General features: G+C 36.8%; 25 protein-coding genes, 1 pseudogene and 1 riboswitch. Of the genes and pseudogenes, 12 read left to right on the forward strand and 14 right to left on the reverse strand.

The window, feature by feature from the left end; all coding sequences use genetic code 11:
* From GZ63_RS0107690 to GZ63_RS0107730, 8 genes are all read right to left on the reverse strand, one after another.
* Nucleotides 1-841: NCS2 family permease (locus GZ63_RS0107690; RefSeq protein WP_029268339.1), on the reverse strand; the 841-nt coding region annotated here is incomplete at its 3' end.
* Nucleotides 842-1,204: 363 nt separating this feature from the next.
* Nucleotides 1,205-2,611 carry an NCS2 family permease gene (locus GZ63_RS0107700; protein ID WP_084179093.1) on the reverse strand — a complete coding sequence of 469 codons (1,407 nt, stop codon included), beginning with the start codon at nucleotides 2,609-2,611 and terminating at the stop codon, nucleotides 1,205-1,207.
* Between the two features lie 519 nt (nucleotides 2,612-3,130).
* The gene (locus GZ63_RS0107705) at nucleotides 3,131-3,448 is read right to left on the reverse strand and encodes an XdhC family protein (RefSeq protein ID WP_029268341.1); all 318 of its coding nucleotides are present in this window, start codon (nucleotides 3,446-3,448) and stop codon (nucleotides 3,131-3,133) included.
* Nucleotides 3,445-4,275 (reverse strand): XdhC family protein, encoded by an 831-nt coding sequence (locus GZ63_RS0107710; protein ID WP_029268342.1) that lies wholly within the window; start codon nucleotides 4,273-4,275, stop codon nucleotides 3,445-3,447. Before GZ63_RS0107710 ends, GZ63_RS0107705 begins: the two co-directional genes overlap by 4 nt.
* Nucleotides 4,276-4,283: 8 nt before the next feature.
* Nucleotides 4,284-6,620 carry a xanthine dehydrogenase family protein molybdopterin-binding subunit gene (locus tag GZ63_RS0107715; RefSeq protein WP_051681424.1) on the reverse strand — a complete coding sequence of 779 codons (2,337 nt, stop codon included), beginning with the start codon at nucleotides 6,618-6,620 and terminating at the stop codon, nucleotides 4,284-4,286.
* Nucleotides 6,617-7,495, reverse strand: a complete 879-nt coding sequence (locus GZ63_RS0107720) for an FAD binding domain-containing protein (protein ID WP_029268344.1) — start codon at nucleotides 7,493-7,495, stop codon at nucleotides 6,617-6,619. Before GZ63_RS0107720 ends, GZ63_RS0107715 begins: the two co-directional genes overlap by 4 nt.
* Nucleotides 7,492-8,172, reverse strand: a complete 681-nt coding sequence (locus GZ63_RS0107725; RefSeq protein ID WP_084179096.1) for a nucleotidyltransferase family protein — start codon at nucleotides 8,170-8,172, stop codon at nucleotides 7,492-7,494. The genes GZ63_RS0107720 and GZ63_RS0107725 overlap by 4 nt, the downstream gene beginning before the upstream one ends.
* Complete coding sequence (locus GZ63_RS0107730; protein WP_029268346.1) at nucleotides 8,091-8,579, reverse strand: (2Fe-2S)-binding protein; 489 nt, start codon at nucleotides 8,577-8,579, stop codon at nucleotides 8,091-8,093. Before GZ63_RS0107730 ends, GZ63_RS0107725 begins: the two co-directional genes overlap by 82 nt.
* Nucleotides 8,580-8,725: 146 nt before the next feature.
* Nucleotides 8,726-8,822: riboswitch (purine riboswitch) on the reverse strand.
* A gap of 193 nt (nucleotides 8,823-9,015) precedes the next feature.
* Between GZ63_RS0107730 and GZ63_RS0107735 the strand changes: the two genes are divergently transcribed.
* The 3 genes from GZ63_RS0107735 to GZ63_RS17865 all read left to right on the forward strand — a co-directional run bounded on the left by GZ63_RS0107735 (nucleotide 9,016) and on the right by GZ63_RS17865 (nucleotide 10,732).
* Nucleotides 9,016-9,870, forward strand: coding sequence for a metallophosphoesterase (locus tag GZ63_RS0107735; protein WP_029268347.1), 855 nt, complete (start codon nucleotides 9,016-9,018; stop codon nucleotides 9,868-9,870).
* A gap of 130 nt (nucleotides 9,871-10,000) precedes the next feature.
* A complete protein-coding gene (locus tag GZ63_RS0107740) occupies nucleotides 10,001-10,459 on the forward strand; it encodes a YkyB family protein (protein ID WP_029268348.1) in 459 nt (152 codons plus the stop codon).
* A 102-nt stretch (nucleotides 10,460-10,561) separates the two neighbouring features.
* On the forward strand, nucleotides 10,562-10,732 hold the full coding sequence (locus tag GZ63_RS17865) for a hypothetical protein (protein ID WP_156947700.1): 171 nt from the start codon (nucleotides 10,562-10,564) through the stop codon (nucleotides 10,730-10,732).
* Nucleotides 10,733-11,296: 564 nt separating this feature from the next.
* On the opposite strand, the gene GZ63_RS17365 is transcribed toward GZ63_RS17865, so the two are convergent.
* Both GZ63_RS17365 and GZ63_RS17370 read right to left on the reverse strand, forming a co-directional pair.
* On the reverse strand, nucleotides 11,297-11,452 hold the full coding sequence (locus tag GZ63_RS17365) for an FbpB family small basic protein (protein ID WP_084179099.1): 156 nt from the start codon (nucleotides 11,450-11,452) through the stop codon (nucleotides 11,297-11,299).
* Between the two features lie 192 nt (nucleotides 11,453-11,644).
* Nucleotides 11,645-11,812 (reverse strand): aspartyl-phosphate phosphatase Spo0E family protein, encoded by a 168-nt coding sequence (locus GZ63_RS17370; protein ID WP_084179102.1) that lies wholly within the window; start codon nucleotides 11,810-11,812, stop codon nucleotides 11,645-11,647.
* A gap of 392 nt (nucleotides 11,813-12,204) precedes the next feature.
* Between GZ63_RS17370 and lepB the strand changes: the two genes are divergently transcribed.
* Nucleotides 12,205-12,729, forward strand: a complete 525-nt coding sequence (gene lepB, locus GZ63_RS0107760) for a signal peptidase I (RefSeq protein ID WP_029268349.1) — start codon at nucleotides 12,205-12,207, stop codon at nucleotides 12,727-12,729.
* Between the two features lie 340 nt (nucleotides 12,730-13,069).
* Nucleotides 13,070-13,201 (forward strand): YjcZ family sporulation protein, encoded by a 132-nt coding sequence (locus GZ63_RS17375; protein WP_156947701.1) that lies wholly within the window; start codon nucleotides 13,070-13,072, stop codon nucleotides 13,199-13,201.
* Between the two features lie 76 nt (nucleotides 13,202-13,277).
* On the opposite strand, the gene GZ63_RS0107775 is transcribed toward GZ63_RS17375, so the two are convergent.
* The 4 genes and pseudogenes from GZ63_RS0107775 to GZ63_RS0107790 all read right to left on the reverse strand — a co-directional run bounded on the left by GZ63_RS0107775 (nucleotide 13,278) and on the right by GZ63_RS0107790 (nucleotide 17,479).
* Nucleotides 13,278-14,636 carry a TrkH family potassium uptake protein gene (locus GZ63_RS0107775; RefSeq protein ID WP_029268350.1) on the reverse strand — a complete coding sequence of 453 codons (1,359 nt, stop codon included), beginning with the start codon at nucleotides 14,634-14,636 and terminating at the stop codon, nucleotides 13,278-13,280.
* Between the two features lie 122 nt (nucleotides 14,637-14,758).
* A complete protein-coding gene (locus GZ63_RS0107780) occupies nucleotides 14,759-15,169 on the reverse strand; it encodes a YwpF family protein (RefSeq protein WP_029268351.1) in 411 nt (136 codons plus the stop codon).
* Nucleotides 15,170-15,172: 3 nt separating this feature from the next.
* Nucleotides 15,173-16,196 (reverse strand): annotated as a pseudogene (gene moaA / locus GZ63_RS16525) (GTP 3',8-cyclase MoaA).
* 20 nt (nucleotides 16,197-16,216) lie between these two features.
* Nucleotides 16,217-17,479, reverse strand: coding sequence for a molybdopterin molybdotransferase MoeA (locus GZ63_RS0107790; protein ID WP_029268352.1), 1,263 nt, complete (start codon nucleotides 17,477-17,479; stop codon nucleotides 16,217-16,219).
* A 199-nt stretch (nucleotides 17,480-17,678) separates the two neighbouring features.
* On the opposite strand from GZ63_RS0107790, the gene GZ63_RS0107795 reads away from it, so the two are divergent.
* The 7 genes from GZ63_RS0107795 to GZ63_RS0107825 all read left to right on the forward strand — a co-directional run bounded on the left by GZ63_RS0107795 (nucleotide 17,679) and on the right by GZ63_RS0107825 (nucleotide 21,379).
* Nucleotides 17,679-17,885, forward strand: a complete 207-nt coding sequence (locus tag GZ63_RS0107795; RefSeq protein ID WP_029268353.1) for a DUF1657 domain-containing protein — start codon at nucleotides 17,679-17,681, stop codon at nucleotides 17,883-17,885.
* A 68-nt stretch (nucleotides 17,886-17,953) separates the two neighbouring features.
* Nucleotides 17,954-18,418 carry a hypothetical protein gene (locus GZ63_RS17090; RefSeq protein ID WP_051681426.1) on the forward strand — a complete coding sequence of 155 codons (465 nt, stop codon included), beginning with the start codon at nucleotides 17,954-17,956 and terminating at the stop codon, nucleotides 18,416-18,418.
* A gap of 14 nt (nucleotides 18,419-18,432) precedes the next feature.
* On the forward strand, nucleotides 18,433-18,912 hold the full coding sequence (gene spoVAC, locus GZ63_RS0107805; RefSeq protein ID WP_029268355.1) for a stage V sporulation protein AC: 480 nt from the start codon (nucleotides 18,433-18,435) through the stop codon (nucleotides 18,910-18,912).
* The gene (spoVAD, locus tag GZ63_RS0107810; protein WP_029268356.1) at nucleotides 18,913-19,929 is read left to right on the forward strand and encodes a stage V sporulation protein AD; all 1,017 of its coding nucleotides are present in this window, start codon (nucleotides 18,913-18,915) and stop codon (nucleotides 19,927-19,929) included.
* A complete protein-coding gene (spoVAE, locus tag GZ63_RS0107815) occupies nucleotides 19,926-20,276 on the forward strand; it encodes a stage V sporulation protein AE (RefSeq protein ID WP_029268357.1) in 351 nt (116 codons plus the stop codon). The genes spoVAD and spoVAE overlap by 4 nt, the downstream gene beginning before the upstream one ends.
* 24 nt (nucleotides 20,277-20,300) lie before the next feature.
* Complete coding sequence (locus GZ63_RS0107820; protein ID WP_029268358.1) at nucleotides 20,301-20,501, forward strand: DUF1657 domain-containing protein; 201 nt, start codon at nucleotides 20,301-20,303, stop codon at nucleotides 20,499-20,501.
* 20 nt (nucleotides 20,502-20,521) lie between these two features.
* Nucleotides 20,522-21,379, forward strand: a complete 858-nt coding sequence (locus GZ63_RS0107825; protein ID WP_029268359.1) for a DUF421 domain-containing protein — start codon at nucleotides 20,522-20,524, stop codon at nucleotides 21,377-21,379.
* Nucleotides 21,380-21,444 lie beyond the last annotated feature (65 nt).

Consider the following 21,444-nt stretch of genomic DNA (forward strand, 5'->3'; position numbering starts at 1 on the left):
AGCCAATCAATGTTGCCAGGTTATCAAATAATTCCACAATGGTGAAAGAAAAAATAACAGCGATCACGCCATACCCAACAGCTCCCATAATATCCATCTGCATGAAAGTCTCAGACATACTTGGCAATTTAAACGAAATAATATCTCCAATCCCTTTAGGGACAGCTGCAGCACCACCGATCATCGCAATAATGGTAGTAGTTGCGATCGTAATCAAAAGCCCTCCTTTTATATTTTTTGCCATTAAAAATCCAGCTATGATGACACCGATTATCGCTATTAAAGGACCTGCTTTTGTCACGTCGCCCAAGCTGACAACGGTTGATTCATCCGTAACAACTAAACCAGCATTCTGAAATCCGATAAATGCAATAAATAAACCGATTCCTACACCAATTGCTGACTTCAATGGGGCAGGAACTCCTTCTACAATTTTTGTCCGGATTCCGGTTACAGTTAAAATAAAGAACACGAGTCCGGATATAAACACAGCACCAAGAGCGGTTTGCCATGTTAGTCCCTCACCGATGACAACGGTATACGTAAAGAATGCGTTCAAGCCCATTCCGGGTGCAATAGCAACAGGATAGTTTACCCAAAGTGCAAACAAGAGCGTACAAAAAACACTCGCATAAATCGTTGCGGCTAGAGCAGCTTCATGTGGAATACCTGCATCAGCTAAAATCATCGGATTTACAATAATAATATAACTCATTGCTAAAAACGAAGTAATGCCGGCTATAATTTCCGTTCTGGCGTTTGTTCCTCTTTCGGATAGCTTAAATACCTTCTCTAATAACCCCTTTTGATTAGGACCTACAGTATTACTTTTTTCCTGGATATCTTCCGCTTGTTTTGACACATCATCATCCCCCTATCTTCGTATTGAATCCATCCTTTGCTAACGCAACATATACATATAACAGTAAGTTGTATATTTCGGTCTGCATTCACCTCCTTAGATAATTATTTAAGAGAACTGCATAAATCCATATCCTTGAAATGATTAAAAAGTGATCGCTAAAGAAGAAATATTAAACAAGAAATAAATTTACGCTGATTGTTTACATGAAGAGAAGTTTTTGTACAAATTAAGCGTTGAAGAGCTTGTATCATAATGCAATCTATATATTTTAAAGAAAAGGAGAATGTTTAATAATAAAGATGCTCTGATGTAAAAGCATCTTTATTATCAACAAGGCTTTTAAATGATGAAATGGAGGATAAACGCTGCTGTAACAAAATACATAACGGGATGGATCTGTTTCATTTGTCCGGTACCTAGTTTCAATAACGTATAAGAGATGAACCCAAATGCAAGACCTTCGGCTATACTAAATGTAAGCGGCATCATAATAATCGTGAGCATAACAGGTATGACAATGGTAAAGTCATCAAATGCAATATTTTTAATTTCCGGAAGCATAAATGCCCCAACAAGAATTAAAGCAGGTGCAATAGCTTCAGTTGGAATATAAGAAATCAAAGGAGCGATAAACAACGTACATCCAAATAACGCTGCTACTACAAGCGCTTTTAAACCGGTTCTTCCACCTTCAGCAATACCAGTCGCATTCTCTGCATAGGCATTTAAAGCTGTCCCACCCAAAGAAGCACTTAAAAGAGTCCCGGCGGCATCGGCCTGCAACGCACGATCAATCCCATCAATTTTTCCGTCCTTACGAACAAGTTTTGCTTTTTTAGCAAATCCAATGAGTGTTCCTGTATTATCAAATAATTCAACAAGCGTAAAAGAAAGAATAATGGAAACAATGCCAAATCCAACAGCTGCTCCTAAATCCATTGCTAAGAAGGTTTCACTGAAACTAGGAATATTTAATGAAAATACTTCTCCAATACTGCTTGGAGAATCTGTATAACCTACAATCATCGAAACGGCAGACGTCAGGAGTATGGCAAGTAACAAACCTCCTTTTACATTTCTGGCAGTTAATATCCCTGCTATAATAAGGCCAAATAATGAAAGTAAAGGTCCCGTAGCTGTTATATCCCCTATTGCTACGATATTCGATTCATCAGAAATAACTAATCCAGCATTCTGAAGACCGAGAAAGGTAATAAACAAACCAATTCCTACCGTTATCGCGGATTTTAAAGAATCTGGAATGCCGTAGATAATCATTGTTCGTATCCCTGTAATTGTAAGGATAAGAAAGACAATCCCCGATATAAATACAGCACCTAACCCTGCCTGCCAAGTCAATCCCTCACCAATTACAACGGTATATGTAAAGAATGCGACCAGTCCGATCCCCGGTGCCACAGCAGCAGGGAAATTGGACCACAAGGCAAATACAATGGTAGCAAATAAAGCAACAAAAATGGTTGCTGCAAGTGTAGCATCTCGTGGCATCCCTGCGTCCGCAAGCATCATTGGAATGACAAAGATAATATAACTCATCGAAACAAAGGTAGTTATACCTGCGAGAATTTCAGTTTTCACATCTGTTGCCCGCTCGGTTAGTTTAAAAAACTGATCCAAGCCTGATTGTTGTTTATTTTTACCGATTTTCACTTCAATTTCTGGCTGCCTCTTTTCTTCAGGGTGTCTGTCATATTTTATTTCTTGTTCCTGTCCTAGATTTGACATACTATTTTCCCTCCCAAAATCTTTGGCTACAGTAGATGGACGAAACATGGATTGGTGAAAATACGATTTATTCCTTTATCACTTCCTTTATCATCTCAGCGATAACGCTAGTTAAAATATATTCTCCATTTTTCATTTCCAGATGAATACCTTGTTAAAAACGGACGCATAATAAAGTGACTATTCTGAAAATTACATGTAAGCACATACATCACCTGCGAAATGTAAACGACATATCGTCTATTACTTTCTTTGGTTGAATCAAGAAAGCAAAAAAACCACAGCAATCCCTGCATTAACAGGAATTTGCTGCGGTTCATTCTTTTCCGATAAACAGAAATGCACGATACCGCCACAAAATATTTAGAAATAAATGCGTATGAACACTTTTACTTCGTTGGAAATATTTTATTTACTATCTATTAATGTAAACGTTTTATTTTTGTTTGTCAAGTTGGAATTTTTATAATTTTTTGGTTATACATGGATACTGCTGATATAATAAGAAAAGCTCACCTTTTATTGTATCGGTTCAATGAACACATCCATAATTCCGCCGCAAATTCCACCATCTTCATAAAATAAACCTTGGGTTAAGTCCACTTGATGCTGCATGGGAATACCTCTCTCTATGACCGCAAAAGACTTTTCAATTACTTCTCCCTCACCACAGCCTCCACCGATGGTACCGTCGATGTCTCCATCTGAATAAATGATCATTTTTGCACCGGTTTCCCTCGGTATGGACCCTTTCGTTCTAATAATGGTGGCAACTGCGGCGCGCTTACTTTCTTTGCGAGCAGACATCACCTTCTCATAAAAATCAATCTTATTCATTTTCTCGATCTCTCCCGAAAAATTAATTTTGAATAACTCGATATTTTTTCTTTTAAAGAACTCCCACTGGCCTGATTTTTCACCTTTAAAATTTCTGCTAAAATACTAATTGCAATTTCTACAGGGGTCTGTGCACCAACATCAAGACCTACAGGGGAATAAATATTAATAAAGTTATGGTCTGTAAATTCATCTTTCAGTTGTTCAAACACACCAGAAATTCTTCTTCTGCTGCCTATCATTCCGATATATACGGTACGTTCTTCTACATCCAGCATTTCTTCACGTTTTAATAACTCTTGTAAACTGACAACATCAAATTTATGCCCCCGTGTTAATAATAGTATATAAGTTTCTGATGTAATGGGAACATTTCTGAAAAAATCAATATACGATGAACAGACAACTTCATCTGCATATGGAAACTTTTTAGTATTCGCAAATTCCTTGCGGTCATCAATAACCGTTACATAAAAACCGAGCATTTTGCCTACTTCGGCGACAGGTTCTGATACATGCCCAGCTCCTGCCACAATTAAATGTGGAGGAACTGGAAAAATTTCTACGTAACATTCTATATGTGTGTTGCGATAAACAACATCAATTGTTTTTGTTTTCTTTTGTTCTAATAATGGCAGACAATTCTCTATTATTTTCTGCTGGAAGTCTTGCGGCATTTTACTTTCATCGTATAAAGTTCCATCCTTATAAAGAATAATTTTTGCGCCGATGAAAGATATTTCTGGAAGATTCGTAATTGTAATGAGAACGGCATCGTTATGCTCATTAACTGCTTTTGTAAGCCTTTTAAATAACTCCTCGCTCATCATTGGGATCACCTCGAAATAAGCGATGGCTTTTTCGTTGCCTGCATAGCATGATAAATACGTTCTGGAGTGGCTGGCAGACGGTTAATTCGTGCTCCTGTCGCGTCATGAATTGCTGCCATGATTGCTGGAATGATTGGTATCATGACAACCTCAGCAATTCCCTTTGCCCCAAACGGTCCGGTTTCCTCATTAGACTCTACTGGTATTGTTACAATCTCAGGCGTTTCCCGAATAGTCGGTATAATGTAATCTGTAAAATTTTTCGTTTTATGCATCCCATCTTCGATCAGCACATCTTCATACAAGGTGTAGCCAATTCCCATAACGGCACCACCCTCCGATTGTCCTTCAAGACCTTGTGGATTTAAGACTTTTCCCGCATCTGGAATCGCTACGACTTTCAGGACATCTGTTTGTCCTGTGAGTGTATCCACTTCTACCATTACAACGTGTGTCATATAGCCGTATAAGTGATGGGGAGCACCGCCAGAGTTTCGAAGTTCTTCTTTTTCTTTTGGCAAATAAAAGTGACCTTCTACTCGTGTTGATTTACGTTTATCTAATAAAATTTCACAAATTTGCTTATATGTTACAAACTGGCTTTCATCCCCTGCGACCATTAATTTATTGTTGGCCAGCTCTATTTCAGATTTGGGTACATCTAAGATTTCTGCGGCAGTTTCTGAAAGCAAATTAATCATGTTGGGCGCGGCTGTTGCGATTGCTCGACCACCAGTGTATGTTGACCTAGAAGCGGAAATAGTGCCGCTATCGAGTGTTTTTGTTGTATCACCCTGGACAACGATGATATGATCAAGACTGCATTTGAGACACTCCGCAGCAACTTGTGCGTAAACCGTTCCATTTCCAGTACCAATTTCTTCAATGGCTACTCCGACTTTAAATCGACCATCCTCAAGCAGTTCCATGGTAGCCGCTCCATAATCAGGGCTGCCAAGACCCATCCCCACACCATGAAACGAAGTAGCTATTGCAACACCTCTCTTCTTCCATGGTTCACTAACTTGGGATTTATATAAATCTCTATTTTTCCACAGGTCACATTGTTCAGCTTTCTCTAATGTTTCGATTGTACCAACGCTCGATTTGACAACATGACCTAAGCTTGAAACATCGCCCTGGCGGTATGCATTTTTCTTTCTAATCTCAACGGGATCAAGACCTGTTTTTTCTGCCAGCATATCGATATGTGTTTCAATCCCTGTGCAAACTTGATTTACTCCAAAACCACGAAAAGCACCTGCAATTCCATTATTTGTATAGACGCAAAAACCTTCCATATCAACATTCGGAATTTTATAAGGTCCTGATGCGTGTTCGATAGCCAGTGCAGTTACTGCACCTCCAAGTGAAGCATATGCACCTGTATCTGCAATAGCACATACTTTATTTGCTACTAGGCTTCCATCCTTGGTTGCACCTGTTTTAACAGTAACTTTAAAAGGATGGCGTTTGATTCCGGCAAGTACAGATTCTTCACGACTTAAGTGAATTTTGACTGGTCTGCCGCTAATGTTATGTGCTAATAATGCAAGGTGAATCTGTACCGTAATCTCATCTTTTCCTCCAAAGCCACCACCATTTGGACTGGAGTAAACATGAATTCTTTCCGGATTTAATGCAAGCGCCCGCGCGATTTGCAATTTGTCTCTGTGGCCATATTGTGCAGGGCATTGTATCATGAGTGAACCATCAGGCTTAAGCATTCCCCAGCCGCCCTCTGTTTCAATAAAAGCATGCATTTGTCTTGGTGAATAAAAAGTGTTCTCGAATATATAGTCTGCCTCTTCAAAACCTTTATCAATATCTCCATTACGAATAGACACATGGCTGTGGATATTTCCATCTGGATGGAGCTTGGGAGCGCCTTGAACCATTGCCTTTTCAGCGTCAGTAACAGGGTCAAGCACTTCATAGTCCACCTCAATTAATTCAAGAGCCGATTCGGCTGCTTCAAGTGTTTCTGCCCCTACAAGAGCCACAGCGTCTCCTGTACACCGAACAACATTTTCGCATAAAACAGGCTGATCTGGTGTTACAATTCCAAAACCATTAAAACCTGGGATATCCTTATGTGTAAGCACACAAACCACATCCGGATGAGCTTCCGCCTTTGTTGTATCAATTGATTTGATCTTAGCAAAGGGATACTTTGCGCGCAATACTTTTCCCCACACCATATTTGGATAGTTATAATCCGTTTTATATTTCTGTTCCCCTGTCACTTTTTCAGATCCATCGATTCTTTTTACAGGTTTACCGACCCATTGTAAATTTTGCTTATCTTTGTATGCTTGTGTTTCTTCCACTTGTTTACTCATCTTTCATCCCACCTTTTCATTAAACGGTATAACCCGCGCTCTAACAATGCACTTGCCATGCTCCGTCTATATTTGGCACTTGCTCTAACATCTGAAATGGGCATCACTTCTTTCCAGGCAGCTCCTGCTATATCCTGAATTGCTTCATCATGGAGCGGATTTATGGTAAGCATCCTTTCACATTTTTCAGATCGAACGATTGTTGGCGCGACTGAACCAAATGCGATTTTTCCGCCGAGACATTCTCTGGACTTTTCACCCATTTTTAATGAAATGGCGACATTAACAATAGAAATGGATTGCGCCTTACGCGGTCCTAGCTTTTCAAAAATACCAATTTCATTCTCCGTTTGCGGGCGTATGATAATATTTGTAATCATTTCCTCTTGTGCTTGCACGGTTCTGCCCGGTCCCACAAAAAATTCATTGATAGGTACAATTCGTTTTTCCATCAATGAGGTTAGTTCAATTTGCGCATCGAGGACGAAAAGAGTTGGTATGGTATCCCCTGCCGGTGAAGCAGTGGCAATATTTCCCCCAATGGTTCCCATATTTTGCAGTTGTACGGCACCAACTTCTTTTGAGGCGGCTGTTAATACATCTGCTTTTTTTTGAAGTAATCCTGAATGGACAATATCTGTATGTGTCGTGAGTGGCCCAATGTGGATTCCATTCTCCTCTTCCTTAATATAACGAAGTGAATCCAGTTGTTTGATATTAATCCACGTATCTGGTAGCCAAGCACCATCTTTCATACGAACAACTGCATCTGTTCCACCTGCAATAAAACGCGATGTTTTATCCTTTTCGCCAAGATGGTATAGGCATTCTTCAACCGTTTGTGGTGAAATCATTTCTATTTCTGAAACTTTCATGGTAAGCCCCCTTCAGAAAAATTTTTAAGATAATCCTCTGGTTTGTTAAAGTTAAACAGAATGGATGGATCCTGAACTTCTAAATACATGATACGCTCAGCATAATCACTGACAATTTGTCTTAATCCTTTTGTATTTTCGCGAACAGCTAATAAGTCATCTTTCAAATTGCCGTGGAATAAAATTGGATGTCCCCGTTTATTTTCGTAAACAGGTATGATCGCTGCAGATTGAATTAATTTATCTGACATCTTCGTTAAGGTATGACTTGGCACGGGCTGGTCTACGTTACATATGAAAATACCTTTCGCATTATCAGAAACATTTGATGCTCCAATTCGAATGGATGAGCTCTTTCCTTGCTTGTAATGATCATTTCTTACAATTTTCAAATGATCATACTGCGTCATCACTGAATGAAGCTGGTCTGCTTGGTAGCCAAGAACAACAACAATTTCACGTACTCTCGCCTGGTGTATTTGTTCGATTTGGTATTCGATCAGTGTTTTTCCTTGCCACGGAAGTAAAGCCTTTAATTTTCCCATTCGGCTGGAGAAACCTGCCGCAAGCAATATTGCCGACATTCCTTTTTTATTCAATTCGTCGTCTCTTCCATCGTAAGTTGTTTCCTTGCGGCTGTTTGTACTGCTTTCATTATTTTGGTGTATCCGGTGCATCGACAAAGGTTGCCCCCAAGTGCTGTTTTAACTTCATCATCAGTAGGAACATGGTTTATACCGTCTAAGAATGACCTGGAAGATACAATCAATCCAGGTGTACAATACCCACACTGTGTTGCACCTTCATCAACAAATGCTTGCTGTACAACATCCATATTCGACGTTAAACCTATCCCCTCAACAGTGATAACGCTTACATCGTGTATTTGACCTATTAAAACAAGACAAGAACAAACAGAAACTCCATCCAGTAACACAGTACAAGATCCACACTCCCCCTTGCCGCAACATTCTTTGCTGCCTGTTAAATCAAATTCATCTCTAAGTACATCCAATAATGTTTTTGTTGGTGCACAATTCACAGAGACATTTTTTCCATTAACTTTAAAATGAATGTCTTTCAAACGATCAACCTCCATGTATTTTGTATAGAAGCCATTTTCAATAGTTTTGGATAATGATTTGTTTGAGGATTACAGGGAAGATTCATAGAACACAGAAGTACGTAAAAAAAGGTGCCATTAAAAAGCTACGAAAAGGTGCCTCACACAAAATGAAGGCGCCTTTTCGTAGCTAAGGTTTACGGTTCCCTGTAGAAACCCCCAAACGAATATTGAGGTTATACGAAAAACGGCTCTTTACAAATGAAAATGACATATTTTTGTAATTGTTTAAATTATATCCGGCGTATACTTTTTTGTCAATATACAATTTTCTAAAAATTACAGGAATTAGCTTGATTATGTTTACAAAATTCTTTAAGAAATCATTCTCTTTCCTTTTATTTTTCATGCTATAATTGCTTAGTAGCTTTATCTATTAGTAGAAAGGTTGGCATCAATGAACAGAAGAACTTTTTTAAAAAAGGCATTTGGGAGCTTTTTAGCTTTCATTGGGCTTAGCGGTGGAACTTACTATTATGCACGCGAAATAGAACCTTCTTTACTTGACGTTCATAAAAAAACAATTACTTCATCCAATCTATCAAAAAGTTTTAATGACTTTAAAATCGTTCAATTTTCAGATACCCATATCGGTTTTCACTATACACTCGAGCAATTTAATGAGTTGGTAGAGAAAATAAATAAATTAAACCCAAATTTAATTGTTTTCACCGGCGATTTGGTCGATGAGCCAAACAATTTTCATAATAAGGGAGAGCTGACTGAAGCTTTAAAAAAACTAACATGTACACACGGTAAATATTGGATTTATGGCAATCATGATCATGGCGGTTATGGCACAAACAAGATGAAGAAGATCATGGATCAAGCCGACTTTCATCTGCTAAAAAATGAACATGCACGGATCGAAGAAAGTAACGATCAATTTATTTTAGGCGGTATTGATGATGTTATGCTTGGAAGTCCAAATTTAAAACAAACTTTAAGAAAGGCAAACCCCGACTTATTTACGGTTATTCTGGCCCATGAACCTGATTATGCAGATACAACCCGCAAATTCCCTGTAGATATTCAGTTATCAGGTCATAGTCACGGAGGTCAAGTTCGCTTTCCATTTTTGGGACATTTATATACCCCCCTCTATGCAGAGAAGTATGTACAGGGCGAATATCAGTTTACCAACGAAAGATTAACACTTTACGTCAATAGAGGAATCGGCACAACGAGATTGCCATACCGCTTTTTATGCAAACCCGAAATACATGAATATACATTACAATCAAGCAAATAAGGAAAAATGCATTCCGTTGGCAACATCCAACCAAATGCATTTTTTTGTGTCAAATAAATAATTATATTGCAAGTAGACGAGCTTTACGTTAAGCTTAATTTATGACAAATGAAGAAAGGAGAATTTTCCCATGGGTGAACAAATTCCTTTACATGAACTCGCTAAAGCTATCTATACCATTAATAGACATGCTAAAACTGCCCCAGAACCTAAGCATTTATACTATATAAAAAAGAAAACCATTCAGCGATTACTCCAGGAAAAACGTGCAACAAAGATTGGCCTTCACTTTTCAGACCATCCAAAACGGAGTAACCAACACTCCACTTCACTTGTTAAAGTGGATAATTATTATTTTCATGTCCCTCCAACCAAAACAGATTTTAAGGAACTTAAGCATCTAGGTACACTCGATCAAAGTTATCGAAACCCAAAAACGAGAATGTCGCTTTCACAGGCTAAAAGGATCATCTACCGCTATATCGATTGGAAGCCTAAGAAGCACCGCCATCAGAAAAAGCAATATACATCTCCTTATTACACCCCTTCATCCTTAGGTAAAATGGAGTGGCCTCCTAGAAGAACATAATCCTGTACTTCCTGTATATACTCCCATGTTTTAATATTTCCTTTTAAAGGTATATGTAATAAAGGAAGGGTATCATTTTGATTAAATGAAAGGACTTCACTTATGAAATATGCAAAACAAATACATATTTTAAAGGATCATTATGGCAAACTTTCAGCGGATGAAAAAGAATTGGTAATACATTTAGTACCGCCCGAACATGAAACACCGGAGGACATGGATAGAAGAAGTACAAGTTCAATTCAAGTGACGAATACGAAAATGAATCAATGAGGCTGTTCCTTAAAGGTGCTTACTTTTTTTCAGCCTCTTTTATGGTTTAATTATTTCTTTTTAAAACCCGTTGAAGACTGTGATATAAGATCATAATACCTCCCCAAATAGCGAGGCACTGCAATGTTATTTTTAACAAATTCAATAAGCTATCAGAAAGATCACCCAAGAATAACACGACGGTAAAAAAAATGGCAACAACGAATAAGCTGCTTGTCAAGTAGCTTAAGAATCGAATAGACCGAAGCATGACAAACCATGACATGATAGGTTTTATCATGAGATAGCTTATGCAGACCCCTAAAAAAACCAATATAAAATAGATGTACTCCGCTTGAATAGTAACGAAGGAATAAAGCAGTACATAAAGCCAATCCGAATGGGTCATAGAATTCACTTCTTTCACAATGGTAATGCAAAACGTTAGAATGATAAGATTGTTATGATCCAGTTTAAACTTTCATAGCGCTTGTTATACATGATGTACAAAAAAGAAACTAAAAAACCAGAAACGGCATCCCATGCTTTCTGGCTTTTTTAATTCAAGAATTTATTTATGTTCGACTACGATAGTTCAAGATTTTTTCGTTTATGATCAACTAAATCTGTTTGCTTCTTTTCCAACTTCATTTCAATTTGACTAATCTTTTTTTCATCAGCCAATAATGCTTTTTTATTTTCTTGAACAAGTTGTTCAAATGAATACATTTTTGATCGCATATTTTATACACTCCTTTTCTTTCCCTTCATTTTAATTATAACCAATTTCTCCGGAAATAAATCATAATTTTGTGAACAATTTAGTAAAATTTAAAAAATTTGATATTTCTTTATATATTTTTAACGTATATTTTGAAATAGTAAAGAATGAAAATGATATAATAGGAATACATTAAAAAAGAAGATGCTTAGCTATTTCTCTGTCACATTCTTCTTTCGGCTATATCGATTTAACATTCTATCTAGTTCCTGGCTTAATTTAATTGATTCTTTACTCGTAAATCCTTTTTCTATAGCTACCGTCATCATCTTGTTGCGTAAAACCTCGATATGTTCAAGTAATTTTTCAGATGTACACATTTAATTAAGATAGTCTCCTCTTTATGTATTATTGTATTGTCAGCAAAAATATACTTTCCGATGCTTTTTCTTTTCGTTTTCATCAACGAATTAAAAAATATTATTTTCCAATGTAGGAATAGATTTCGGTTCTTCCTCACACAAATGTACCTTTGACAGTTTAACATATAAAGAGGAAAAATAGAATTTGGATCATGATATAAAAAATGTATTCATTATACCGATTATAGAACAATCGTTCTTATATGTAAAGTTAGATAACTAAAGTGTTTTGAAAAATATATTAAATATATATAATTTAATATATATAACTGTTGTATATAATTCGAAACCTAAGAATCACTGTGCTAATATATTATATGAACTTGTTTTTTTGAGAAAGGATGTCCTCATTGACTAAGTCAAAAAAGAAAAATGAATGGGTGGAATGGATAAAAGCTATTGTAATCGCTATTGTAATTGCTTTTTTATTAAGAAATTTTGTGTTTGCAACATCTATTGTCGATGGGGATAGTATGGCCCCTACATTAGAAAACGGGGAAAGGGTTGTTTTTAATAAATTTTCTTATTTAATTGGTGACCCTGAACATGGAGATATTGTTATCATTCAGAGGCCACAAAAAAATTATGTGAAGCGTATTATTGGACTGCCTGGAGAAACAATAGAGATTGTAAATCATGATATATATATAAATGGTAAAAAATATGAAGAAAATTTTGTAAATAAAGAAGCTAAAATGCTTACTGGTAATTTTGGCCCCATTAAAATTCCAGAGGGAAGCTATTTTGTAATGGGTGATAATCGGGCCATCAGTAAGGATAGCCGAAATGGGTTGGGTTTTATTTCCAGAGATGATATTATTGGAAGGTCAGAATTTATTATTTTTCCATTTAATGAATGGGCGTTAACAAGATAAAATTAAACACATCATAAAAAGCGGAAAACGCAGGTAACATGCGAATCCGCTTTTTTACTATTATCCTTTGTCAAAAATACAATATCCAAGATTTAGCAGAATGATACCAAAGCAAGCAATACCAAAAATTGTCTCCCACATAGCTGGCACCCCCCTTGTAGCATGTATGTACACAAAATTTATTTTTTGATGAACATTGATATAAATCCTACCTTCTTATCATACCAATAAACATAACCTAAATAAAGCAAAATTTCGCTCAATCAACCGTGACAAACGTCCATACACTACATTATAGGTGTCATACAATGTAGTGTAAGTTTTATGGAGGTGAATCATGATGAGTTACGGTTATGATGGTGGTTATCACGAAGGATATTATGGATACGGATATGGTTCAAGAAACAATTTTGCGTTAATTGTAGTACTCTTTATCCTTTTAATTATTGTCGGCACAGCGTTTTATTGCTAAATTGTTACTGTATTTCAAGGCTGTTTCAATCTGAGGGCTTCTCGCTTGAAACAGCCTTTTTTATTTCCTAAATGCTTTAACCAATAATTAATTTTTCTTTTGGATAACGGTAGTTTCCTCTTTTTTTATTCTTTTTAAACATAAATAAAAAGGTTATGATGCCTACCCGTCCAATAAACATTAAGATCATTAGGATTATTTTAGAGATGCTCGTTAATTCGCTTGTAATGCCTAAGGATAGACCAACCGTCCCAAAAGCAGAAGTAACTTCAAATAATAGTTGTGTGATCGTAAAAGGTTCTATAATGGAAATAAGAAAAACGGAACTAAAAACAGTTATAACTGCCATAAGTGTAACGGTCACTGCTTTTAGCAGATCTTCCTCATAAACTTCACGTCGAAAGATACGAATTCTTTCCCCACCTCTAGCGTACGTAAGAATGAAAATCACTACCAGAGCAAATGTGGTTGTACGAATACCGCCACCAGCACTGCTTGGTGAAGCTCCTATAAACATCAATATAGACATAAAGAGATGATTTTGTTCCGTTAACAAACTGACATCCATGGTTGATAATCCACCACTTCTCGTCGTAACCGATTGAAACAAGGAATAAAATAGATTTTCATGCCACGCTTTATCAGCAAAGAAATTTCCGCTATCTAATAAATAAATAAATAACGTTCCTATCATAATCAAAATAAAAAACGTACTTGTCGTTACTTTTGTAAAAAGACTAAATCGGAAATGTTCCCTTTCAGCCGATTTTGCGAATATAAATTTCTTTACTTCTATCAGTACAGGAAAACCGATTGCTCCAAAAATAATCAATAACATGTTTACAAATTGGACAAAGTAATCATGTTTAAAGACCATTAAGGATTGACCTGTTATATCAAATCCACCATTAGATATTGCGCTGATTGTTCCAAAAAAACCATGCAAATAGGCTTCTTTTGCAGTTGGAAAGTATTGCAAGAAATATGTCCCAAGGACAATAAAACCAATAAATTCAATAGTAAAAAGAACATAAATAATTTGCTTAATTAAATGAACCATGCCTTCAAACGTTGTTTGGTTTTGATCAGTCATAATTAAACGGCGTTCTTTTAATCCGATCTTTTTACCTAAAAGAAGCCAGATAAAGGTACCGATCGCCATTACACCCACAGCACCAAGTTGCAGTATGACAGCAAGCAAAATAATGCCTGTTGTACTTAATGAATTTGCAATCGTAATCGTGCTCAAACCTGTCACACTAAGTGCACTGACTGCAGTAAAAAGGATGTCAATAAATGGGATATCTACACCATCCTGATGTGCAATCGGTAAAGCTAATACAATTGTGGATACAATCACAGCTATAAAATAAAATAATAATAAGATTTGTACTGGTGATAGTCTGTTTATCCAGTGAATTCGGCGAAAGTTCATCTTGCTACTCCTTCTTCGCTGATATAAAAATTTAAAAACATACATTCATTATAGCAGTCGTAATGCATGAATGCTTGTGTTTTCCTTATTTTATTTTATAGATCATAAAGGTATCGTCTTCTTTATAATAACTCCTTAAATTTCTCAAGAAGTTCCTCTCCCTGATACCCTTCTTCAACTAATGCGGTAAGCATTTCTTGAATTTTGTCCTTTTGCTTATCCACAATAGAACCTTTGAATAATACGTTCATTTTTGAACCAATTTCATTAACACCAATGATGGACGTAAGGAAGGTTGCAGGACTATTGCTCTCTTTCGTTATTTTTACTTGGATCAATACTTCATCTTTTTCTTCCTGTAAATTTTTAAAGAACTCCAAATACGCTTGTTCAATATATGCTTCGATGAGCCACGTATTTTCTTCGTCCTCACGATTAATCGTTAATCCATCGATTAGTGGTATATCTGTTAAATGGATATCTTCTTCTTTTTCCTCAATGATTTCCAAACGTTTTAGTTTAAATGTTTTCATTTCCTATCCACCTATATAAGACATTTCAATTTTCTTCCGTTTCTTATGTTTTCCTTCTGACCGTTCGTCCGAATAACGATCTTTTCTTTTTCCCCATAAAGATATCAATTCTGTTTCCAATTCTTCATCTGTTAAGCCTTTTCTCAGTTTTTCTTTTATGTCAAATCCATCTGAAGCAAAAAGGCATGTATAGAATTTCCCGTCGGCGGATAATCGCATGCGTGTGCACGTTCCGCAGAATGAATCTGTCACAGATGATATGACACCTATTTCTCCTGTTCCGTCCATATAACGGAACCTAGAAGCAACTTCACCATAATAATGCTCTTGGGCAGATTCAAGAGGCATTTCTTTATGAATGGTATCAATAATTTGCTTTTTAGAAACAACATTGTTTAAGTCCCAGCCATTATAATTCCCAACATCCATAAATTCAATGAATCGTAAAATGACATCCGTTCCTTTGAAATGGCGTGCCATTGGCAATATTTGGCTTTCATTCATACCTTTTTTCACAACCATATTTATTTTCACTTGTAAGCCTGCATCCAGAGCAGCTTCAATTCCTTTAAGTACTGGTAATGCTACGACACCTTTTCCGTTAATCTGTTTAAAAACGGCATCTTCAATTGCATCCAGACTAACATTCACACGTTTTAATCCTGCTCTCCTGAGTTTTTTTTGCCTTTTTTGGTAAAAAAACAGCATTTGTGGTTAATGCAATATCATCAATACCAGGTATGTTTACTAATCTTTGGATTAATTGATCCAAATCTTTTCGCATCAATGGTTCCCCGCCTGTGATACGAATCTTATTAACACCAAGCTCAGAAAACTTTTCTGCCAATCGGACAATTTCATCAAAATGAAGTAATTCGCTTTCAGGTAGAAAGGGGTAGTCGTCGCCGAAAATTTCCTTTGGCATACAATACGTGCAGCGAAAATTACATTGATCAATAACTGAAATCCTCAAATCCTTCAATGGGCGGCCAAAATGATCTTTTATTGGTTCTATATCTTTACTCATCGAGATCTCTCCTTTACAACCTAAAATGCTTCTTGACCTTCCATATCATCAAGCAATAAAACATCGACCTCTGAGCCAGCTTCAAATCCTCTTGTTCCTCCAGGTAGCATCATTAAACAAGTGGCATTTGCAAGTGAAGAGACAACGTTGGATTTATCAATCCCAGACGGATGTACATAGATGGAACTTTTATTAAAAGTAAGATAACTGCGAACAAATCTTGTAAATGGATTCGGTTTTGGAAAATCAACACCTAAATTTGCGGTAATATGCTTTAAAAATGGCTTCTTATTAAATAATTTCGATTGCAAAACCGGTCTTACAAATAGCTCAAATCCAACGTAACAAGCAGACGGATTACCGGACAAACCAAAGAGCAATTGATTCCCTCTTGTTGCAACCGTTGTTACACTGCCAGGACGCATTCCTACTTTATTAAATAGTACATCTGCTCCTAATTTATCGTAGATGGCTGGCATTAAATCAAAATCACCTACGGAAACACCGCCTGTTGTAATTAATATATCTACCTTATTTAATGCATTGTTAATTGTCTGATAGCTTGTTTCCAATTCATCGGCCAATTTACCAAAATAAAGGCATTCTCCGCCGACTTTTAAAATTTGCGATTCGATCATATATGCATTCGAGTCGCGGATTTTACCTGGCTCGAGTGGCTGGTCTGCGTCTAATAATTCTGTGCCTGTAGCAATTACACCGATTAATGGCTTTTTAGCTACACAAACTTTGCTATATCCGAACGTAGCAAGCAATGCTTTTACCCCTGGATTGATTAGCGTTCCTTGTTCAATAAGTACATCCCCTTTTGATACTTCCGAACCTTCTTTTATAATATTTTGATCTTTTTCCATTTTCCGTTTGATGGACATGTAAGGCAGATTATTCTTCTCATATGTCTGGCAAACTTCGAACATCGCTACACAATCTGCACCTTCTGGAATCATTGCACCTGTCATGATGCGTGTTGCTTGTCCTTTTTGTAATGAAATTTTTGGCACGTTACCTGCACCAATATGTTCAACAACTTCAAATTCAACAGGATTATTGAAAGAAGCATCAGCGGTATCGATCGAACGTAATGCAAAACCATCGTAAGGTGACTTATCGAATGATGGAACATGATTTGTAGCGATAATGGGTTCCGCCAACCTTCTTTGATCACAATCATGTAAAGAAATTGTTTCTTTTTTACCGTATTTTTGATATTGCATTACTTTATGAACAGCTTCTTCAACTGGAATCGGCTTACGTATTTCAACCATTAAATTCTCTCCCCCCCAAGTAATCGCAAGTAGCATTTTTGTCTATCTTTAGTTTATCAAAAATAAGCTGCATTTGGTATGTTTTGCTTTCATACGTCCATTTGTCATCAAGCTCTTTTAAAAGGTAAAAAGTAGAAAGTATATTTATATTAATAAATCGAATTCTAAATAGTGAAGCTTATAAAGGAGGATGATTCATTTGACAGTAGGAACTCAGGTGAAACAAACAATTGCAGGTTTAAAAAGTGCCCAAGCGAGTCTTGAGCAATTTGCGCTAGAGACTGAAAATAAACAAGCAAAACAAATGTATCAAAACGCTGCACAACAAACACAAGCAATTGTACAAAGCGTTGAGCCAAGAATGCAACAAATTGAACAGGAAGAACCTCAATATAAGCAACAGTAGGCTTTTTTGAGGGGGTTATCCCCCCTCAAGCCTTTATTTATCTTGAGTAGGAAATGAGTGAGAGAATCATGTACAGAATCATTTTAATGATTGGATTTATTTTTTTATTTGTTGGTTGTAATGCGAATTCCAATACAGATACATCACAACAAGGTGAGAAAAATAATGATATTGAATTAACCGAAATTTCCAATACGAAAACGGTAGATCAACAACCTTCCAATCAAGCGAAACAAGTTCTCCAAAAGTATACAAATATAACGAAAGTAAAAGCTGCAAATACATCAAAATTACTCTTAATCGCGATTGATATTAAACATAGTAAACGCTTCAGTTTGAAAAAAACGGAGCAATACCTTGCTAAAAAAATGAAAAAAGATTTTCCTGATATGAAAGTGGAATTTTCTACCGACCAAAAAATTGTGCTAGAGCTTGATCAACTGGAGAAAGATTTACAAGCAAATAAGGTATCAAATAAAGAACTTAAAAAACGACTAAAAAAGCTTGCTAAATTGAAAAACGAAAAAACGTAAAGGAGAAAAGAAAAATGGCAGATAAAAAGAAGAAAAACTTGCCACCGGAAGCACAACAATATCAAGCGTTTCAACAGAAGAGGGAAACAAAGCGACCCCTTTTTAAAAATTGCCTCAAAGCATTCTTTGTAGGTGGGTTTATTTGTTTTATCGGCCAGCTTATTACTACATTTTATATTTATTTCTTCAATTTTACTGAACAGACTGCAGGCAACCCGACTACAGCGACGTTAATTTTTCTTACCATGTTGGCGACTGGTTTTGGGATTTATGATCGAATTGGACAATTTGCAGGTGCCGGTACAACTGTTCCGGTAACCGGCTTTGGAAATGCGGTAATAGCTTCAGCCATTGAACATCGAACGGAGGGATTCATCATGGGCGTTGGGAGTAGTATGCTCAAATTAGCCGGACCTGTCATTGTATATGGCGTTTTCTCAGCGTTTATTGTTGCACTTATAAAAACATTTTTAACGAAGTGGAGTGGGTTTTAAATGCTAATTGGGCATCGAACATGGTTATTTACCAACAAACCTGTCATCGCTTCTACTGGTGTCGTAGGTGGCCCTTTTGAAGCGCGTGGAAACATTCCAAATGATTTTGATATTCTACACGATGACACATGGCTAAAACAAGATTCATTTGAAAAAGCACAACAAATATTGATGGAAGAAGCTTGTCAAGTTGCGGTTAAGAAACTTTCAATGGATAAAGAACAAGTGCAATTCTTTATCAGCGGGGATTTAATTAATCAAATCACCCCAACTAATTTTGCCGCAAAAACAATTGGAATACCGTATTTTGGCTTATTCAGTGCCTGTGCAACATCAATGGAAAGCCTAGCTCTATCTGCTTTCATAATCAATAATAATGGTGCAAATTATATTTTAAGCGGAACGGCTAGTCATAATTCAGCAGCAGAAAGGCAATTTCGCTACCCTACTGAATATGGAGGCCAAAAACCTCCAACGGCTCAATGGACAGCGACAGGTGCAGGATGTGCACTTATAGCAAAAGAAGGAAAAGGTCCAGTAATAACGTCAGCAACGATAGGAAAGGTCGTAGATATGGGGATTACAGACCCATTTAATATGGGCGGAGCGATGGCACCAGCTGCAGTGGATACAATTACAACCCATTTAAAAGAGAAAAATGTTGATCCTTCTTATTATGATTATATTATTACAGGTGATCTAGCCCATATCGGTAGAGAAATATCCTTGGACCTCCTACAGAAAAATGGCATTAATGTAACGGCAGAACAATATGTTGATTGCGGACTCATCCTTTACAGAGAAGGACAGCCTGTTTTAGCCGGAGGAAGTGGTCCTGCCAGTTCTGCTATTGTTACGTATGGACATTTTATCAATTTACTGAAAAAAGGTGAAATTAATCGTATTCTCGTCGTAGCTACAGGCGCGCTTCATTCACCATTAAGTGTGAATCAAGGTGACTCAATCCCATGCATTGCACACGCCGTTTCCATTGAGTCGGGAAGTGGTAGCTCATGATCTTTTTTTGGGCATTTGTCGTAGGTGGACTTTTTTGTGTGATCGGACAAATTATGTTTGATGTTTTTAAACTTTCTCCGGCTCATACACTGACCATCTTAGTTGTTTCAGGTGCTGTTTTAAATGGCCTCGGTTTATATGAACCATTGATTGATTTTGCGGGTGCAGGTGCTACCGTTCCAATTACAAGTTTCGGTAATTCACTTGTTCACGGCGCGATGGCTGAAGCAGAGGCTCATGGATTGATCGGTGTTATAACTGGAATGTTTGAAGTAACAAGCTCAGGTATCTCTGCTGCAATTATTTTTGGTGTCATCGGAGCACTTATTTTTAAAGCCAAGGGATAAAGTTTTTAAAAGGAGTTGATTAATATGACAGTTGGATCCCATGTTAAAGGGTGTTTTTCGTCTATTAAGAGTGCTGAAGCATCACTTGAGATACTAGCTAATAAGACGCAAAGTATAGAAGCACAACAAGCCTTTAAACAGGCTGAACAATTGATGACTGAAATTAAGGATGACTTACAGAAACAGGTAGTCTTTCTTACACAAGAAGAGCCAACCTATAAATAAGCGAAAGAAAGGAGATTTCTATGCCAGGATGGGTTGAAATTCTCATTCGAACTATTAGCCTCGTAGTTATTCTGTTTTTAATGACAAAATGGCTGGGGAAAAAGCAATTAGCACAACTTAATATTTTTGAGTTTATATCCGGTATTGTCTTAGGTGGGGTTGTGGCTATTCACACCAGTAACACAGATACCCGGATGATTTATGGGATCCTTGCTATGGCAATCTGGTTTGCCATTCCATATGCAGTGAATTTTATTTCTTTAAAAAGCAAAGCCTTCCGCAATTTTACGCAAGGAAGAAGTACGGTTGTTATTCAAGATGGCAAAATTATGGAAGACAACCTGAAGAAAGAAGGATATACCACAGACGATTTGCTTGAGAACCTTCGCAGTAAAAATATGTTTAAAACCGCAGACGTAGAATTTGCTGTACTTGAACCATCAGGTACGTTAAATGTTTTACCAAAAACAGAAAATAAACCTTTGACTCCTAAAGATTTTGGGCTTAAACCTTCCCCCAAAAAAGAACCTCAAACCGTTGTCATGGATGGAAGAATGATGCTTGAACCATTAGCCAATTTAAACTTAAATCCGAATTGGCTAGAGACGGAATTAGATAAGCTAAACGTGAGCATTGAAAATGTTTTTCTTGCACAAGCGGATAGTGATGGACAGGTAACCGTTGATTTATATGACGATCAAATCGCTGTTCCTGATCCTACAGAAAAGCCACTCCTCCTTGCAACGATAAAAAAATGTCAGGCTGATCTAGAGTTATTTGCCTTAGAAACAGAAAATAAAGAAACAGAACAAATGTATCAAAAAAACAGCCAAAAAGCACAACAGGCTATCGATCTCATCACTCCGTATTTAAAATAAGCCTATAAAAAGGTCCCCGTTTCGTGTAAGATTGGTGTAGGTACTTCTATCTTACAGGGAAAAGA

It is taken from the genome of Virgibacillus alimentarius (assembly GCF_000709085.1).
In the GTDB taxonomy this organism is placed as follows: Bacteria; Bacillota; Bacilli; order Bacillales; family Amphibacillaceae; genus Virgibacillus_B; species Virgibacillus_B alimentarius.

Excerpts from the sequence above, each read along its gene's own strand:
- GZ63_RS0107700 (WP_084179093.1), bottom strand. The coding sequence starts at position 2,611 with ATGTCAAATCTAGGACAGGAACAAGAAATAAAATATGACAGACACCCT.
- GZ63_RS0107705 (WP_029268341.1), bottom strand. The coding sequence starts at position 3,448 with ATGAATAAGATTGATTTTTATGAGAAGGTGATGTCTGCTCGCAAAGAA.
- GZ63_RS0107710 (WP_029268342.1), bottom strand. The coding sequence starts at position 4,275 with ATGAGCGAGGAGTTATTTAAAAGGCTTACAAAAGCAGTTAATGAGCAT.
- GZ63_RS0107715 (WP_051681424.1), bottom strand. The coding sequence starts at position 6,620 with ATGAGTAAACAAGTGGAAGAAACACAAGCATACAAAGATAAGCAAAAT.
- GZ63_RS0107720 (WP_029268344.1), bottom strand. The coding sequence starts at position 7,495 with ATGAAAGTTTCAGAAATAGAAATGATTTCACCACAAACGGTTGAAGAA.
- GZ63_RS0107725 (WP_084179096.1), bottom strand. The coding sequence starts at position 8,172 with ATGCACCGGATACACCAAAATAATGAAAGCAGTACAAACAGCCGCAAG.
- GZ63_RS0107735 (WP_029268347.1), top strand. The coding sequence starts at position 9,016 with ATGAACAGAAGAACTTTTTTAAAAAAGGCATTTGGGAGCTTTTTAGCT.
- GZ63_RS0107740 (WP_029268348.1), top strand. The coding sequence starts at position 10,001 with ATGGGTGAACAAATTCCTTTACATGAACTCGCTAAAGCTATCTATACC.
- GZ63_RS17865 (WP_156947700.1), top strand. The coding sequence starts at position 10,562 with ATGAAATATGCAAAACAAATACATATTTTAAAGGATCATTATGGCAAA.
- GZ63_RS17365 (WP_084179099.1), bottom strand. The coding sequence starts at position 11,452 with ATGCGATCAAAAATGTATTCATTTGAACAACTTGTTCAAGAAAATAAA.
- GZ63_RS17370 (WP_084179102.1), bottom strand. The coding sequence starts at position 11,812 with ATGTGTACATCTGAAAAATTACTTGAACATATCGAGGTTTTACGCAAC.
- GZ63_RS17375 (WP_156947701.1), top strand. The coding sequence starts at position 13,070 with ATGAGTTACGGTTATGATGGTGGTTATCACGAAGGATATTATGGATAC.
- GZ63_RS0107775 (WP_029268350.1), bottom strand. The coding sequence starts at position 14,636 with ATGAACTTTCGCCGAATTCACTGGATAAACAGACTATCACCAGTACAA.
- GZ63_RS0107780 (WP_029268351.1), bottom strand. The coding sequence starts at position 15,169 with ATGAAAACATTTAAACTAAAACGTTTGGAAATCATTGAGGAAAAAGAA.
- GZ63_RS0107790 (WP_029268352.1), bottom strand. The coding sequence starts at position 17,479 with ATGGTTGAAATACGTAAGCCGATTCCAGTTGAAGAAGCTGTTCATAAA.
- GZ63_RS17090 (WP_051681426.1), top strand. The coding sequence starts at position 17,954 with ATGTACAGAATCATTTTAATGATTGGATTTATTTTTTTATTTGTTGGT.
- spoVAC (WP_029268355.1), top strand. The coding sequence starts at position 18,433 with ATGGCAGATAAAAAGAAGAAAAACTTGCCACCGGAAGCACAACAATAT.
- spoVAD (WP_029268356.1), top strand. The coding sequence starts at position 18,913 with ATGCTAATTGGGCATCGAACATGGTTATTTACCAACAAACCTGTCATC.
- spoVAE (WP_029268357.1), top strand. The coding sequence starts at position 19,926 with ATGATCTTTTTTTGGGCATTTGTCGTAGGTGGACTTTTTTGTGTGATC.
- GZ63_RS0107820 (WP_029268358.1), top strand. The coding sequence starts at position 20,301 with ATGACAGTTGGATCCCATGTTAAAGGGTGTTTTTCGTCTATTAAGAGT.
- GZ63_RS0107825 (WP_029268359.1), top strand. The coding sequence starts at position 20,522 with ATGCCAGGATGGGTTGAAATTCTCATTCGAACTATTAGCCTCGTAGTT.